Below are 15,339 nucleotides of genomic sequence, written 5' to 3' on the forward strand. Positions count from 1 at the left end.
TCAGTAGTGTACGGAGCCGTTAAGGCTTTATATGTGATCTTGATCTCATTATGTGTGCAACTTATGAAACTCAAATGAAAATTGCGCGACGCGTCGCAAATTTTAGCCCACGACCGCCAGAATAATCGGGAACAGGAACGGGGCGATAAGCGAGGTCATGATCCCGCAAATTACCAGCGCCAGCGAGCTAAAGGCGCCTTCCTGATAATCAAGCTCGGCGCAGCGGGCGGTACCGAGGGCGTGCGAGGCTGTACCCATCGCCAGACCGCGGGCTGATTTGGTACGAATGCGCATCGCGTTCAGCAGCGTGTGGCCTAAAACCGCGCCGAGAATACCGACGTAAATCACGCACACGGCGCTGATTGCCGGGATGCCGCCGAGGCTACCACCCACTGCCATCGCGATAGGGGTGGTGACCGATTTAGGTAAGATAGAGGCTGCGATTTCCGGCGTCGCGCCCAGCAGCAGCGCCACCGAAGTCCCGGTAATCATCGCCACCACGCTACCGGCCAGACAGATCGTGATGATCGATTTCCAGCGGGCGCGGATCTGATGCAGTTGCTCATAGAGCGGAAACGCCAGCGCGACGACCGCAGGCTGGAGCAAATCATTCAGCACCTTGCTGCCCTGGAAATACTTCGCGTAAGGAATGCCGGTCAGCAGCAGGAAAGGGATAATGACCACCATCGCCACCAGTAGCGGGTTAAGCAGCGGGAACTTCAGGCGCACCGCCAGTTTGCGGGCGGCAAAGAATACCGCGACGGTGAGCGGCAGCGACCACCAGATATTGGCCATCATTTTTTCTGTCCTTTCTGTCCAACCACGTTACGCTCCCCGTGCGCCAGATGCGTGCTCCAGCTCACCACTAAAAACACCACCAGCGTACTGATGGTGCAGGAAACAAATATCGGGCCAAACTGGGCGCTCAGCAGATCGTAATACTGCATCACCCCCACGCCGATAGGAACGAACAGCAGCGCCATATAACGGATAAGCACTGAGCAGCCGGGCTTGACCCACTCTGCCGGCAGTATTTGCAGCGCGAGCAGTACAAACAGGATCAGCATGCCGATAATACTGCCGGGAATGGTAATCGGCAGCAGCGAGGCGAGAAAAATACCTGCGTACAGGCAGGCATAAATAAGGACGAACGCGCGCAGATATTGCCAGACGACCATCAGTGATTTTTTCATAGTGAAAGCCCTTGATGAAACGCATTCATCATACAATTAAAATTGAAACCGTGCTACGGATCACATCATGACTTTTGAGCATACCAGACATTACTTTCTGGAACGTTGGGCATTTCCCCAAACAAGGGGGGTGACAATGCTGCGCTATCAATATACGATTCATATATGAATTGTTATGGAACATATATATGGGCATCGTAAAAATCTCCGATCTGCTGCATGACGACATTCGTGATGCCAGCAAAGCCATGTCACGTTCGGTCAACGCGCAGGCGGAGTACTGGATCCGTCTCGGCATGATGAGCGAACTCTATCCTGACCTTAACCATCAACAAATAAAGATGATGATGCTGAAATCCGGCTCCGACCGCTTACTGGAGGTGATCAATGCCATCAATTCTCATTAAAACGGCGGATGAGCTGGCCCGTCAGCGTCATGCCGGGGAGCTGCTGGCTTCTGTATTCACCATGCTGGACGCGTTTATTAAGCCTGGCGTAACCACCATGGAGATCAACACTCGCGCGGAGGCGTTTATCGTTGACCAGCTTCAGTCTCGTCCCGCCAGCAAAGGGCAGTATGACTACCCCTACGTGCTGAACACCTCGGTCAATGAGGTGGTGTGCCACGGTATTCCGAAGGCGTCTGAACAGCTCAAATCGGGTGCCATCGTTAACGTCGACATTACCCTCGAAAAAGCGGGCATGATTGCCGACTCCAGTAAAATGTACCTCATTGGCGATGTTTCACCGTTGGCCCGCAGGCTGGTGAACAAAACCTATGAAGGAATGTGGAGAGGGATCAAGGCCGTCAAACCGGGTGCGACGCTTGGCGATATCGGCCATGCCATTCAGTCCTACGTTGAAAGCGAGGGCTACAGCGTGGTGAGGGAATATTGCGGGCACGGTATTGGCAAAGAGATGCATGAAGAGCCGCAGGTGATGCATTACGGTAAAGCAGGCGAAGGCACGGTGCTGCAGGCGGGGATGGTCTTCACCATCGAACCGATGATCAATCAGGGTGACAGCCGCATCAAAACCAAAAAAGACGGCTGGACGGTCGTTACCCGTGACAAAAAGCTCTCTGCGCAATGGGAGCATACCATCGCCGTGACGGAGGACGGTTTTGAGGTGCTGACGCTGCGTCCCGAAGAGACGATACCGGATTAAGCCGCCCCGCGTTTTCCCCTGATACTGAGGCTTCCCACCCTTCGCGGTTGCGGCTACTATAGCGCGTCTTTTTTTACGGGTACTGATATGCGTGTATTACTGGCACCGATGGAAGGTGTGCTCGATTCGCTGGTGCGTGAGCTGCTGACCGACGTTAACGATTATGACCACTGCATCACCGAGTTTTTACGGGTGGTGGATATGTTGTTGCCGGTAAAATCGTTTTACAGGCTCTGCCCGGAGCTGCATCGCCAGAGCCGTACCTCTTCCGGCACCCTGGTGCGCATTCAACTGCTGGGGCAATATCCCGAGTGGCTGGCGGAAAACGCCGCCCGTGCGGTTGAGCTCGGCTCCTGGGGCGTGGATCTTAACTGCGGCTGCCCGTCGAAAATGGTCAACGGCAGCGGCGGCGGCGCCACGCTGTTGAAAGATCCGGAGCTTATCTATCGCGGTGCCAAAGCGATGCGCGAGGCGGTGCCAGCCCATCTGCCGGTGACGGTAAAAATCCGTCTCGGCTGGGACAGCGGCGACCGGCAGTTTGAAATTGCCGACGCGGTGCAGCAGGCGGGGGCCAGCGAGCTGGTCGTCCACGGGCGCACCAAAGAGGATGGCTACAAAGCTGAGCGCATTAACTGGCAGGCTATTGCCGAGATCCGCCAGCGGTTGACCATTCCGGTAGTGGCGAACGGTGAAATCTGGGATCGCGAGAGCGCGCTGGCCTGTATGGCACAGACCGGCTGCGATGCCGTGATGATTGGCCGCGGGGCGCTAAACGTGCCCAACCTCAGCCGGGTGATTAAGTACAACGAGCCGCGCATGCCGTGGCCGGAAGTGGTGACATTGCTGAAAAAGTATTCCCGACTCGAAAAACAGGGCGATACCGGGTTATATCATGTTGCCCGCATCAAGCAATGGCTGAGTTATTTGCGCAAAGAGTACGACGAGGCGCTGGGATTATTTCAGGAGATCCGCACGCTGCAGACATCGGCAGATATTGCGCGGGTGATCCAGTCAAAATAATAAGCGTTAAACCGCTCACACTTTTTTAAGTTATAAAGCATTCACGGTTTGCAACCGGGCGCGATGGTGTTAAGGTGCCCGGGTTTTATTACGCAGGGTTGTTACTGGTTACCAGGCAAAACCTAAGCGCTCCACGGCCTCATCCGCTGTGGAGCGCTTAGGTTTTTTTTTGCCTGTTATTCGCACAGGAGAAAACATTGCCGTAACGCTGAATACTGGCTGATATTTCCATCCCTTTTTGTGGCTATTAAATGCCGCAGGGAAAACTATTACCTGAAATAAAGAAATGCGACGGGCAATATATAAATTGCCTGCGACCGGTTACGTCTTAAATACTCAATCACAGGTTTATATGATGGCACAAAAACACACCCGTTTAACAGTCTGCGCGCTGGCTTTATTGGTCTCTTCCCCGCTGGCGATGGCGCAGGAGTGGAATGGCACGGTGCTTGGCTTCGAAGCGCCGCCGGACCCGATTCTGGGCGAGATGCTTGGTATCCGCCACATCCTCAGCGACAACGGTTTCACCTATAACCTCGGCTACCTGAACGAGATCGCATGGAACGGCGGTGGGGGATACAACCACGATCCGCGTGTGGCCTATATCGACCAGTTTGCGCTGACCTTCAACCAGGATCTGGAGCGCTGGACCGGCATTCCCGATGCGCGTATCGAAGGCAATATCGTCAACCGTAACCACAACGACGATCTCACCACCCGGCGCGTGCAGGATCCGCGGGTCAACTTCAACGACCTGACCCAGGAGAGCTGGGGCGGACAGTCCATCACCCGCCTGGGCTGGTTGACCTTTGCCCGTAGCTTTGACGATCGCCGCCTGACCTGGCGGATCGGGATGATGAACAAGGTGCAAACCTTCGATCAGATTATCCCCTGCGACTTCCAGATGCTCTCCCAGTGCGGCGGTAAATCGGCGAACTCGCTGACCTGGAACAACTGGAACGTCCACACCTGGGGTACCACCCTGGCGTACAGCATCACGCCAACCGTTACCCTCAAGGGTGGGGTGATGGAGCAAAACCCGGATGCCTCCAGCCGCAATCACGCCTGGAGCTGGTCGACGAAGGGCAGCAAAGGGGTGCTGCTGCCGCTGGAGATTGAAGCGCGTCCGCAGATTAACGGTCTGCCGGGGGCCTACAACCTTGGCGTGCTTTACACCAACGCGCCGCAGCGCGATCTGTACAAAGGCAAATCCGGTGGGGCGGGGGCCAGCGATCCGAATGGCTATGCCGATCACGATGACACCTGGTTTATGTACGCCGGGTTTAATCAGCAGCTGACCCGCCATCAGGACGATCCGAACCGTGGTCTGAGCAGCTCTTTCAGCATGAGTCTTTCGGATCAGCGCAGCAACTACATGCACTCGGTGTACGCGGGCTCGCTGCGCTATCGCGGCCTGTTCGACGCTCGTCCGCAAGACTGGATTGGCTTTGGTCTGACGTGGATCGACATGAGTGACCAGTACGCCCGCAACCAGCGCTATATGAATACCCTGAGCGGCATCACCGACTACAACAATCCGGCCTACCATCCGGTGCCGGGGCACTCCCTGAACGGTGAGTTCTATTACCGCTTCCGCCCGGTGAAGTGGCTCGAACTGCAGCCTGGCATCCAGTACTGGCACCATCCAGGCGGCGTGGCGAAAACCCAGGACGCGTGGGTAACTGAACTGAAGACCGTTGTGACCTTTTGACCGGCTGAACAGCGATCTGTATCACGTTTTCATCGGTGATACGTTGAGGCTGCGAATGAAAGTGATAGAGTGCCAGAACTGGATTGTTACTGCTGCGGCAGGCAAAACCTGATTTCTGGCTAACACCGGGGGTCAGGTTTTTTTGTTTCTGGGGTTCCGATGATAATCGCCAAAATTCTTAATAATAACGTGGTGGTTGTTCAGGATGAGCACGGGTGCGAGCAGGTAGTGATGGGCCGTGGGCTGGCCTTTCAGAAGCGCGTCGGTGAGCGTCTGGATAAAGACAAAGTAGAAAAAGTGTTCGCGCTGAAAAGCAACGAACTGGTGCATCGCCTGGGGGAGTTACTCAGTCAAATTCCCCTCGAAGTGATGACCACCTGCGACCGCATTATCGGGCTGGCAGCGCAGCGACTGGGGAAATTGCAGGAGAGTTTGTACATCACCTTAACCGACCACTGCTACTTTGCGATTGAGCGGCAGAAAAAGGGGCTGGCGATCAAGAACGTGCTGCTGTGGGATATCAAACGTCTCTACCCGAAAGAGTTTGAGCTGGGCCAGGAAGCCCGGGCCATTATCGCCAAACGGCTGGAGGTGGAGCTAGCCGAAGATGAAGCCGGGTTTATCGCGCTGCATCTGGTCACCGCCCAACTGAACAGCGAAATGCCGGAAGTGATGCACGTCACCCGCGTGATGCAGGAGATCCTGCAGCTGGTGAAGTATCAGCTTCAGCTGGAGTATGACGAAGAGTCTCTGAGCTATCAGCGCTTTGTCACCCATCTGAAGTTTTTTGCCCAGCGGATGCTGACCCGCACGGTGGTGGAAGACGACGACGTCTCGCTGCACACGGCGGTGAAAGACAACTACGCGAAAGCGTGGAAATGCGCAGAGAAAATCGCGCAGCATCTGCAAAAAAGCTATCAGCGTGAGCTGACGACCGAAGAAATTATGTTCCTCGCCATTCATATCGAACGAGTGAGAAAAGAGGGGCGTTAAGCCTCAATAATCTGGATTGTTACTGCATAACGCAGGCAAAACCTGAGCGCGGCACCCGAAAGGGCGCTGTTCTCGGGTTTTTTTATTTTTACGACTCAGTCAAACCCTGCCTGCGGGCAGTGAAGAAGGAAATCGAGATGGAATATCAAGCATTGGCGAAAGATATTCTCGGCCACGTGGGCGGCAAAGAGAACATCGTCAGTCTGGTTCATTGCGCCACCCGACTGCGCTTTAAATTGAAAGAGAACCAAAAAGCAGACGCCGAAGGACTCAAGACCAATCCTGGTGTGATCATGGTGGTCGAAAGCGGCGGTCAATTCCAGGTGGTGATTGGCAACCACGTGCACGACGTCTGGCAGGCGGTGCGCGGCGAAGCGGGCCTCAGCGATGACGCCCCCGTTGCCGACGATACCGGCGATAAAGGCAGCCTCTTCGGGCGCTTAATCGACATTGTTTCCGGAATTTTTACGCCGTTTATCGGCATCCTGGCGGCCTCGGGGATCCTGAAAGGGCTGCTGGCGCTGGCAGTGGTCTGCGGCTGGTTAAGTACCGACAGCGGCACCTACAAAATCTGGTTTGCCGCCAGTGATGCGCTGTTCTTCTTCTTCCCGATGGTGCTGGGCTACACCGCCGGTAAAAAGTTTGGCGGCAATCCGTTTATCACCATGGTGATTGGCGGAGCGCTGATCCATCCGGCGATGATCCAGGCTTTCGAGGCCAGCCAGCAGGCGGGCGCGGTGGGAGATGCCTTCCTCGGCATTCCGGTCACCTGGTTTAACTACAGCTCGTCGGTGATCCCGATAATCCTTGCCGCATGGGTCAGCTGCTGGCTGGAGAAGCAGAGCGCGAAGCGCCTGCCGTCGTCGATGAAAAACTTCTTCACTCCGCTTATCTGTTTAGCCGTCACCGTGCCGCTCACCTTCCTGGTGATTGGCCCGATCGCCACCTGGCTGAGCCAGCTGCTGGCGAACGGTTATCAGTGGATTTATGTGCTGGCTCCGTGGCTGGCGGGTGCGGCGATGGGGGCCCTGTGGCAGGTGTGCGTGATCTTTGGCCTGCACTGGGGGTTGGTGCCGCTGATGATCAACAACCTTGCGGTGCTGGGTCATGACTCAATGCTGCCGATGCTGCTGCCTGCGGTGTTTGGCCAGGTCGGGGCCGCGCTGGGCGTATTCCTGCGCAGCCGCGATGCGCGTCAGAAAATGCTGGCGGGCTCCTCGGTCACGGCGGGGATCTTTGGTATCACCGAACCGGCGGTGTACGGCGTGAACCTGCCGCTGCGCCGTCCGTTTATCTTCGGCTGCGTGGCAGGGGCCATTGGCGGGGCGATTGTTGGCTTCAGCGACACGCACGTCTACTCCTTCGGCTTTGCCAACATCTTTACCGTGGCGCAGATGATCCCGCCGGGCGGGGTGGATGCCACGCTGTGGGGCGGTATTTTCGGTACCCTGGTGGCGCTGGTGCTGAGCTGCGTAATGACGCTGGTCGCTGGCATGCCGGGCCGTGCGGCAGAAGCCACGCCGGTAGCGGTAACCGTGGGTGAAAACGATGTTCTGTCACCGATGACCGGTACCGTACTGGCCCTCGATCAGGTTCCCGATGCGACCTTTGCCAGCGGCCTGCTCGGCAACGGTGCGGCGATTATTCCCTCGGACAACAAGGTGATTGCGCCCTTTGCCGGAGAAGTGGCCTCGCTGTTCGCCACTAAACATGCCATCGGCCTGCTGAGCGACAGCGGCATTGAAGTCCTGATCCACGTCGGGATCGACACCGTGAAGCTCGACGGCAAGCCGTTCACCGCCCACGTCAAGGTGGGTGACAAAGTTCAGCCGGGCGATCTGCTGCTGGAGTTCGACCGCCAGGCCATTATCGATGCCGGATACGATCTGGCGACCCCGATTATTATCAGTAACAGCGACGAGTACCGCGATGTCGTGACCGTGGCGGCAACCGCCGTCCAGGCCGGCACGCCGTTACTCTGCGTCAGCCATCAATAACAGGAGAACCTAATGAAAACTTTCCCAAATGATTTCTTGTGGGGCGGCGCGGTTGCCGCGAATCAGGTAGAAGGCGCTTATCTGGAAGATGGCAAAGGCCTGTCCACCTCTGACGTTCAGCCGCAGGGCGTGTTTGGCCAGGTCGTTGAGCGCGTCGCCGGTGACAGCGGCATCAAAGACGTGGCGATCGATTTCTACCATCGCTACCCGGAAGACATCAAACTGTTCGCCGAAATGGGCTTCAGCTGCCTGCGCGTCTCCATTGCCTGGACGCGTATCTTCCCGAACGGTGACGAGCAGCAGCCGAACGAAGCGGGGCTGGCCTTTTACGACAAGCTGTTTGACGAACTGGCGGCGCACAACATCACCCCGCTGGTGACGCTGTCGCACTACGAAATGCCGTGGGGGCTGGTGCAGCAGTACGGCGGCTGGGGCAGCCGTCAGGTGATTGGTTTCTTTGAGCGCTATGCCCGCACCGTCTTCACCCGCTATCAGCATAAGGTGAAGCTGTGGCTCACCTTTAACGAGATCAACATGTCTCTGCACGCGCCGATGACTGGCGTGGGCCTGCCGGAAACCAGCAGCAAGGCACAAGTGTATCAGGCGATCCACCATCAGCTGGTGGCCAGTGCGTTGGCGGTGAAGGCCTGCCACGAGATCGTCGCCGAGGGGAAAATCGGCAACATGCTGCTGGGTGGCCTGGTCTATCCGCTGACCTGCAAGCCGGACGATGTGCTGGAAGCCCTGCAGGAAAACCGCGCATGGCAGTTCTTCGGCGACGTACAGTGCCGCGGGGCCTATCCGGGGTACATGTTGCGCTTCTTCCGCGATAACGGCATTCAGCTGGAGATCACCGACGGCGATCGCGAGGCGTTGAAATCGACCATCGACTTTATCTCCTTCAGCTACTACATGACCGGTTGTGTGACCACAGACGAAGCGCTGAACCAGCAGGCGCGCGCCAACATTCTGAACATGGTGCCGAACCCGCACCTGGCAAGCTCCGAGTGGGGCTGGCAGATTGACCCGGTGGGCCTGCGTAACCTGCTCAATGTCCTCTGGGATCGCTATCAGAAGCCGCTGTTTATTGTAGAGAACGGTCTGGGTGCGAAAGACAAGCCGGACGCCGATGGGGTGGTGCAGGATGATTATCGCATCAGCTACCTCAACGACCATCTGGTGCAGGTGCGCGAGGCGATTGACGACGGCGTTGACGTAATGGGGTACACCAGCTGGGGGCCGATCGACCTGGTCAGTGCGTCCAAAGCAGAACTCTCTAAACGCTACGGTTTTATCTATGTCGATCGCGACGACAGCGGCGCAGGCACTCTGGCGCGCAGCCGTAAGAAAAGCTTTTACTGGTATCAGGAAGTGATTGCAACGCGTGGCGCCTCGCTGAAAGCGTAAGCCCGACGTTACCCGGCAGGCCGCGCGCCCGCCGGGTAATATTTTCAGAAAATGGCCTTAAATACGCCCGTAACCACCAGTAAACCAATCAAGAAAATAATCAAAATCACCCAGAGTAGAATCTTCATACCTGTCTCCCTTGTTTTGCCTGTTGGCTACAGACAAGTGTAGCAACGGTACGAGAAGCAACCTGAAATTGCTCAACAACTATACTTATCTCTTTGTTTGCTTTCTGGAGGTGAGTATGGCGTCAACCCATCGTGTAGCAATTGTCACCGCATCCGATTCCGGGATCGGCAAAACCACCGCGCTGATGCTGGCGGAGCGCGGGTTTGACATTGGCGTGACCTGGCACTCCGACGAAGAGGGGGCGATGAAAACCTGTCGCGAGGTCGAGGCGCGGGGGCAGCGGGCAGAGGCCATCCATCTGGATCTCAGCCATCTGCCGGACGGCGCCGAGGCCATCAACACGCTGATCGCCCGTTTTGGCCACATTGACGTACTGGTCAACAATGCCGGGGCGATGTCCAAAGCCCCGTTTCTGGAGATGGACTATGATGCGTGGCGAACCATTTTTACCGTCGACGTGGACGGGGCATTTCTCTGCTCGCAGATTGCCGCCCGGCAGATGGTGAAGCAGGGTAAGGGCGGGCGCATCGTGAATATTACCTCGGTGCATGAACATACCCCGTTGCCCGAAGCCAGCGCCTACACCGCCGCCAAACATGCGCTGGGCGGCCTGACCAAATCGATGGCGATTGAACTGGTGCAGCACAACATTCTGGTCAATGCCGTGGCGCCTGGCGCCATTGCCACGCCGATGAACGACATGGACGAAAGCGACGTTGAGCCCGGCTCGATGCCCAATATTCCGCTGGCCCGGCCGGGGTACACCAAAGAGATTGCCAGCCTGGTGGCCTGGCTGTGCGACAGCGACGCCAGCTACACCACCGGGCAGTCGTTTATCGTCGACGGCGGGTTTATGCAGGCCAATCCGCAGTTTAAGCCTGCCGAATAAGCCGTTATCGGGATTCCCGGTGTTTAAACCACAGCCGGACGGCGATCACCAGCACCAGCACTACAACCAGCCAGATGAGGTGGCGCAGGTGCTGATCGAGGTCGTGGAGCCACGGCCCCAGCACTTCGCCACCCACATAGCCTAAGGTGGTGAAGATCAGCGCCCAGACAATGGCCCCCAGAATGTTCAGCGGCAGGAAGAGTTTGGGTGGCAGGCGGCTGGCGCCGATCAGCAGCGGGCCGATAATGCGAAAGCCGTACATAAACCGTGCCCCGATGACGAACAGGTAAGGGTGGCGCTGGATCAGCCGCTGAGCACGGTCGATCTTGCTCTGGTGGCGGGAAAAGTGGCGCAGCAGCGTTGGGCCAAAACGGACCCCGAGAAAATAGAGTAGCTGATCGCCGATCATGCCCCCCAGCGCCACTGCCGCTACCACCAGCGGAAAACGCAACAGCCCCTGATGTGCCGCCACCCCGCCTAACAGGGTGATGGTTTCGCCTTCCGCCATACTGCCGACCACGAGCGCGGCATAGCCATATTGTGTAATCAGTGCATTGATATCCATCGGGTAAGCGTAGCGCAGTAACCCCCCAGGATCAGCTATTTTCTGCCTGTACAGAAAATAATCGCAGGCCTGCATTATACTTGAGATATCGCTAGCGGGCCGACAACAAGGGGGCGTTATGAACCATGTCTGGGGACTCTTTTCCCATCCCGATCGTGAAATGCACGTGATCAGAAGCGAGAACGAAACGGTCAGTCATCACTATACCCACCACGTATTGATGTTGGCCGCGGTTCCGGTGATCTGCGCCTTTATCGGCACCACACAAATCGGCTGGGACTTTGACGACGGCACCGTTGTTAAACTCTCATGGATGACCGGCCTGGCGCTGGCCATCGTGTTTTACGGTCTGATGCTGGCGGGCGTGGCGGTGATGGGACGCGTGATTTACTGGATGGCACGTAAATATCCGCAGCGGCCGTCGCTGGCCCACTGCATGGTATTCGCCGGTTACGTTGCGACTCCGCTGTTTCTGAGCGGCATCGTGGCGCTGTATCCCATTGTCTGGCTGTGCGCATTGGTCGGCACCCTGGCGCTGTTTTATACCGGCTATCTGCTGTATGTCGGCATTCCGACCTTCCTGAATATTAACAAAGAAGAGGGCCTGAGCTTCTCGGGTTCGACGCTGGCCATCGGGGTGCTGGTGCTCGAAGCCCTGCTGGCGCTAACGGTTATTCTTTGGGGTTATGGATACCGTCTCTTCTGACGTTTCTGCATTGCTGGTTTAATTGCCAGCAATGCAGCATCTGTTCACGATTAACTGCTGGCAGCAAGGCATCCGGGCGGCTATGATGCCTGTGCCAGCCCCTGCGCACGGCTTTGCACGGGCGGTGTACGTTATTACGTGCATGAATAATTATCAGAAATCTCACCATGCTCAAATTCCGCATTTCTATACTGAGTCTTGCACTGTTGCTGGCTGTGCCAGTGGCGACCCCCGCGCTCGCCAAAACCGCCGCCGTGACTGCTGCGGCGCAACCGGAAATTGCCTCCGGTAGCGCAATGATTGTCGATCTCGAAACCAACAAAGTGATCTACGCCAGCCATCCGAATCGGGTGCGCCCGATTGCGTCTATCACCAAACTCATGACCGCGATGGTGGTGCTGGATGCACGGCTGCCGCTGGATGAAAAGCTGCGCGTCGACATCAGCCAGACGCCTGAAATGAAAGGGATCTACTCCCGCGTGCGCCTGAACAGCGAAATCAGCCGCAAAAATATGCTGCTGCTGGCGCTGATGTCCTCGGAAAACCGCGCGGCGGCCAGTCTGGCGCACCACTATCCGGGCGGCTATAAGGCCTTTATCCAGGCGATGAATAACAAAGCCCGTTCTCTGGGCATGACCCAGACGCACTTTGTTGAACCTACCGGCCTGTCGATTCAGAACGTCTCGACCGCCCAGGATCTGACCAGGCTGCTGATTGCCAGCAAACAGTACCCGCTGCTCGGCCAGCTCAGCACCACCCGTGAAGAGATGGCGACCTTCTCGCATCCGGCCTATACGCTGCCGTTCCGTAACACCAACCATCTGGTTTACCGGGATAACTGGAATATCCAGCTGACCAAAACCGGCTTTACCAATGCCGCAGGGCACTGTCTGGTGATGCGTACGGTCATTAACGGTAAGCCAGTGGCGCTGGTGGTGATGGATGCGTTTGGCAAATATACCCACTTTGCCGATGCCAGCCGTCTGCGGACCTGGATTGAAACCGGGAAGGCACAGCCGGTTCCGGCGGCGGCCCTGAGCTATAAAAAGCAGAAAGCCGCGCAGATGGCGACCGCGCAAAACGATTAAGTTATCGGTGTTTGCCGGGTGGTGCTACGCCACCCGGTAATCGCATTATTCCGGCGGGGTCCAGTCACCGTCGTTGAGCGGGCGCTGCATAATTAGCGTATCGCGCCAGTCACCCTTCTTGAATCCCACGCTTCTGAGCTGTCCGGCCACTTCAAATCCGTATTTTTTATGCAGGCGTAGCGAGCCGATGTTGTTTGGCCCGTCGCCGACGATGGCGATCATCTGCCGCCAGGGGCCTTCTTCGCTGCGGGCGATTAGCGCGCTCAGCAGGGCGCTGCCAAATCCGCGCCCCGGGGTGCTGGCTTCAACGTAAATGGATTCTTCAATGGTGTAGCGATAGGCGGGACGAGGGCGGTAGGGGGTGGCGTAGCAGTAGCCCACCACGATGCCCTGATAGATGGCCACCAGCCAGGGTAAGCCTTTGCTGACCACCGCGCTCATGCGCTCGCGCATCTCTTCGACAGTGGGGGGAACATCTTCAAACGATGCGCGTCCGTTGAGGACGTGCCAGGCGTAGATGGCCGTAATGGCCTGGGCGTCGTCTGCCCGGGCATCGCGTATTTTAAGGTCAGTCCCGATTGAAATTTCAATAGCCGACATGGTATGCCCGCTCCTCAGCGAAAAAGCCAGAGAAATGTTTCTCTGGCGACCTGTCGCTACTCTAGACCTATTTGTGTGGGCTTAACAGCCAGTTAACCGGGGCTAACTGGTTTGATCAGTGGCTTGCATATTAACAGTCGCTGTTTGCGGCGCCTCCTGCCAGTTTTTATGCTTGGTTGTTTTACCAATGCCCGGATTCATGCTGTTGGTGGGGTCATTTTCACGATAAAACTGCTTTAATGCCTCTGGCGCTTCATACACGTGACCGACATTGTGTTCTGCAGGATACTGCGCGCCGCGCGCCTGCAGCAGGGTCAACATTTGCGCCTTCAGCGCGTGAGCGTCGACCCCTTTCTTAACGATGTAATCCTGGTGGAAGACGTAGCACATAAAATGGCCGTAATAGAGTTTATGCACCAGCTGGCTGTCGATCTCTGGCGGCAGGGTTTCAAACCAGTCGGTATCGTTGCGACGCAGGGCGATATCCAGCGCCAGAATATCTTCCACCTCGTCGGCGTGCACCGCCTGATAGCGGATCGCTGCACCTGCGGCGGCAAAGCGGTGTAAGAACGCCTTGCTGCCCTCTTCCGGGGTACAGGCAAAGAAGTCGCCCTCAGCCGTTTTAAAGAACCCGGACAGCCACGCCTGCGCTTCGGCAATTCCGTCGCCCGACATTTTCAGCAGCAGGTGATGCTCATACTTATCGCGCCAGCTTTTCATGCGCGGCGGCAGATGCGCCGGGAAGGCGCTGCCCAGCTTCTGCATAAAGCGGTCGCTGAAGTGCGGCTTGAACAGCGAGACTTTCTCCAGCATCGCATCGGTGCGCCCCTTCATGGTGAAGAAGAAGGGCATTTTGTCGGTGCCGAGCTTGTCGATCATCAGGAAGGTATCTTTGCCGTAGCGCTCGGCGATGTCGTAGATGTCCCGGTGCATATACTCACCGGCCACCGGCAGATGGGTGAACTCGCCGAGAATATGACGACGAATCTCGGTCAGCACCTCGGGCTGGTTGGTACCGATGTAAAACACCTGCTGCTGCTTCTCGGCCTTAAAGGTATCCAGACGCACGGCAAATACCGCCAGCTTGCCCGCGCAGCCGGAGGATTCAAACAGCCGGTCCGGGTCGGCGTTATAGCGCGCGGGGGTGTCCGCGTCGATTTCGCGCACCCGGGTAATGTAGTCATGATCGTGGGCGTGGCGGCCGTCATGCAGCACATCGCTGTCCTTGACCCGCTCATCGTCCAGCTTGCTAAGGATCTGTTCCGGGGTCATGCCAAGATCGATACCCAGATGGTTCACCAGCTGCAGCTTGCCGCTCTCATCGATGCGGGCGAACAGGGACATTTCGGTGTACGCCGGGCCGCGCTGCACCAGCGAGCCGCCGGAGTTATTGCAGATCCCGCCAATCACCGAGGCGCCAATGCACGATGAACCAATCACCGAATGCGGTTCCCGGCCCAGCGGCTTGAGCGCTTTTTCCAGCGCATACAGGGTGGTGCCCGGGAAGGCCAGCACCTGCTCGCCTTTATCCAGCAGATGCAGTTTGTCGAGGCGCAGGGTGCTGATAATCACAATGTCGCGGTCATAATCGTTGCCGTTCGGCGTGGAGCCTTCGGTCAGACCGGTATTCGCCGCCTGCATCAGAATGATTTTATCGGCTGCAACGCAGGCGCTGAGCACCCGCCACAGCTCCAGCAAGCTTCCCGGGAATACGACGGCGAGCGCGTTGCCCTGGCCTGAGCGAAAGCCCTTGCGGTAGCGGGCGGTCTTCGCGGCATCGGTCAGCAGATGCGCGTGACCCACCAGGCGCGACAGGTCATTAATAAAAGTCTCGTTATCGTGATTTTGAACAGAGGACATCTTCCACCCCTTGT

Annotated in this window: 14 protein-coding genes and 1 pseudogene; 10 read left to right on the forward strand and 5 right to left on the reverse strand. The window is 57.1% G+C overall.

Annotation, left to right across the window (positions count from 1 at the left end; genetic code table 11):
* Positions 1-102 precede the first annotated feature (102 nt).
* The gene (locus ACRDD5_RS02910; protein ID WP_271282747.1) at positions 103-798 is read right to left on the reverse strand and encodes a CidB/LrgB family autolysis modulator; all 696 of its coding nucleotides are present in this window, start codon (positions 796-798) and stop codon (positions 103-105) included.
* Positions 795-1,193 (reverse strand): CidA/LrgA family protein, encoded by a 399-nt coding sequence (locus tag ACRDD5_RS02915; protein ID WP_271282746.1) that lies wholly within the window; start codon positions 1,191-1,193, stop codon positions 795-797. The genes ACRDD5_RS02910 and ACRDD5_RS02915 overlap by 4 nt, the downstream gene beginning before the upstream one ends.
* A 188-nt stretch (positions 1,194-1,381) precedes the next feature.
* Here ACRDD5_RS02915 and ACRDD5_RS02920 point away from each other — a divergent pair, with 188 nt between their 5' ends.
* The 8 genes and pseudogenes from ACRDD5_RS02920 to ACRDD5_RS02955 all read left to right on the forward strand — a co-directional run bounded on the left by ACRDD5_RS02920 (position 1,382) and on the right by ACRDD5_RS02955 (position 10,506).
* Positions 1,382-1,600 carry a ParD-like family protein gene (locus tag ACRDD5_RS02920; protein ID WP_032612583.1) on the forward strand — a complete coding sequence of 73 codons (219 nt, stop codon included), beginning with the start codon at positions 1,382-1,384 and terminating at the stop codon, positions 1,598-1,600.
* Complete coding sequence (gene map, locus ACRDD5_RS02925; RefSeq protein WP_271282745.1) at positions 1,581-2,360, forward strand: type I methionyl aminopeptidase; 780 nt, start codon at positions 1,581-1,583, stop codon at positions 2,358-2,360. The genes ACRDD5_RS02920 and map overlap by 20 nt, the downstream gene beginning before the upstream one ends.
* Positions 2,361-2,447: 87 nt before the next feature.
* Complete coding sequence (dusC, locus tag ACRDD5_RS02930; RefSeq protein WP_271282744.1) at positions 2,448-3,380, forward strand: tRNA dihydrouridine(16) synthase DusC; 933 nt, start codon at positions 2,448-2,450, stop codon at positions 3,378-3,380.
* A gap of 421 nt (positions 3,381-3,801) precedes the next feature.
* On the forward strand, positions 3,802-5,091 hold the full coding sequence (locus ACRDD5_RS02935) for a carbohydrate porin (protein ID WP_418939609.1): 1,290 nt from the start codon (positions 3,802-3,804) through the stop codon (positions 5,089-5,091).
* Between the two features lie 159 nt (positions 5,092-5,250).
* Positions 5,251-6,084 (forward strand): BglG family transcription antiterminator LicT, encoded by an 834-nt coding sequence (gene licT, locus ACRDD5_RS02940; protein WP_271282742.1) that lies wholly within the window; start codon positions 5,251-5,253, stop codon positions 6,082-6,084.
* 26 nt (positions 6,085-6,110) lie between these two features.
* Positions 6,111-8,081: pseudogene (bglF, locus tag ACRDD5_RS02945) on the forward strand (PTS beta-glucoside transporter subunit IIABC).
* 12 nt (positions 8,082-8,093) lie between these two features.
* Complete coding sequence (locus tag ACRDD5_RS02950; RefSeq protein ID WP_438675868.1) at positions 8,094-9,488, forward strand: glycoside hydrolase family 1 protein; 1,395 nt, start codon at positions 8,094-8,096, stop codon at positions 9,486-9,488.
* A 244-nt stretch (positions 9,489-9,732) separates the two neighbouring features.
* Entirely contained in the window at positions 9,733-10,506 is a 774-nt protein-coding gene (locus tag ACRDD5_RS02955; RefSeq protein ID WP_438675869.1) for an SDR family oxidoreductase, read from the forward strand.
* Positions 10,507-10,510: 4 nt separating this feature from the next.
* Here ACRDD5_RS02955 and ACRDD5_RS02960 read toward each other — a convergent pair whose 3' ends face one another.
* The gene (locus tag ACRDD5_RS02960; protein WP_438675870.1) at positions 10,511-11,071 is read right to left on the reverse strand and encodes a DedA family protein; all 561 of its coding nucleotides are present in this window, start codon (positions 11,069-11,071) and stop codon (positions 10,511-10,513) included.
* A gap of 118 nt (positions 11,072-11,189) precedes the next feature.
* On the opposite strand from ACRDD5_RS02960, the gene ACRDD5_RS02965 reads away from it, so the two are divergent.
* Positions 11,190-11,777: a Yip1 family protein gene (locus ACRDD5_RS02965; RefSeq protein WP_438675871.1), complete on the forward strand. Its 588-nt coding sequence runs from the start codon at positions 11,190-11,192 to the stop codon at positions 11,775-11,777.
* A 167-nt stretch (positions 11,778-11,944) separates the two neighbouring features.
* The gene (gene pbpG / locus ACRDD5_RS02970; protein ID WP_438675872.1) at positions 11,945-12,865 is read left to right on the forward strand and encodes a D-alanyl-D-alanine endopeptidase; all 921 of its coding nucleotides are present in this window, start codon (positions 11,945-11,947) and stop codon (positions 12,863-12,865) included.
* 45 nt (positions 12,866-12,910) lie between these two features.
* Here pbpG and ACRDD5_RS02975 read toward each other — a convergent pair whose 3' ends face one another.
* Complete coding sequence (locus tag ACRDD5_RS02975) at positions 12,911-13,465, reverse strand: GNAT family N-acetyltransferase (protein WP_271282735.1); 555 nt, start codon at positions 13,463-13,465, stop codon at positions 12,911-12,913.
* Between the two features lie 102 nt (positions 13,466-13,567).
* Positions 13,568-15,325 carry a D-lactate dehydrogenase gene (gene dld / locus ACRDD5_RS02980; RefSeq protein WP_438675873.1) on the reverse strand — a complete coding sequence of 586 codons (1,758 nt, stop codon included), beginning with the start codon at positions 15,323-15,325 and terminating at the stop codon, positions 13,568-13,570.
* Positions 15,326-15,339 lie beyond the last annotated feature (14 nt).

The organism is Silvania sp., from assembly GCF_051656365.1.
Taxonomy (GTDB): domain Bacteria; phylum Pseudomonadota; class Gammaproteobacteria; order Enterobacterales; family Enterobacteriaceae; genus Enterobacter; species Enterobacter hatchlandensis.

Bases quoted from the DNA above. Each gene is read 5' to 3' on its own strand.
- ACRDD5_RS02910 (WP_271282747.1), bottom strand. From the start codon at position 798: ATGATGGCCAATATCTGGTGGTCGCTGCCGCTCACCGTCGCGGTATTC.
- ACRDD5_RS02915 (WP_271282746.1), bottom strand. From the start codon at position 1,193: ATGAAAAAATCACTGATGGTCGTCTGGCAATATCTGCGCGCGTTCGTC.
- ACRDD5_RS02920 (WP_032612583.1), top strand. From the start codon at position 1,382: ATGGGCATCGTAAAAATCTCCGATCTGCTGCATGACGACATTCGTGAT.
- map (WP_271282745.1), top strand. From the start codon at position 1,581: ATGCCATCAATTCTCATTAAAACGGCGGATGAGCTGGCCCGTCAGCGT.
- dusC (WP_271282744.1), top strand. From the start codon at position 2,448: ATGCGTGTATTACTGGCACCGATGGAAGGTGTGCTCGATTCGCTGGTG.
- ACRDD5_RS02935 (WP_418939609.1), top strand. From the start codon at position 3,802: ATGGCGCAGGAGTGGAATGGCACGGTGCTTGGCTTCGAAGCGCCGCCG.
- licT (WP_271282742.1), top strand. From the start codon at position 5,251: ATGATAATCGCCAAAATTCTTAATAATAACGTGGTGGTTGTTCAGGAT.
- ACRDD5_RS02950 (WP_438675868.1), top strand. From the start codon at position 8,094: ATGAAAACTTTCCCAAATGATTTCTTGTGGGGCGGCGCGGTTGCCGCG.
- ACRDD5_RS02955 (WP_438675869.1), top strand. From the start codon at position 9,733: ATGGCGTCAACCCATCGTGTAGCAATTGTCACCGCATCCGATTCCGGG.
- ACRDD5_RS02960 (WP_438675870.1), bottom strand. From the start codon at position 11,071: ATGGATATCAATGCACTGATTACACAATATGGCTATGCCGCGCTCGTG.
- ACRDD5_RS02965 (WP_438675871.1), top strand. From the start codon at position 11,190: ATGAACCATGTCTGGGGACTCTTTTCCCATCCCGATCGTGAAATGCAC.
- pbpG (WP_438675872.1), top strand. From the start codon at position 11,945: ATGCTCAAATTCCGCATTTCTATACTGAGTCTTGCACTGTTGCTGGCT.
- ACRDD5_RS02975 (WP_271282735.1), bottom strand. From the start codon at position 13,465: ATGTCGGCTATTGAAATTTCAATCGGGACTGACCTTAAAATACGCGAT.
- dld (WP_438675873.1), bottom strand. From the start codon at position 15,325: ATGTCCTCTGTTCAAAATCACGATAACGAGACTTTTATTAATGACCTG.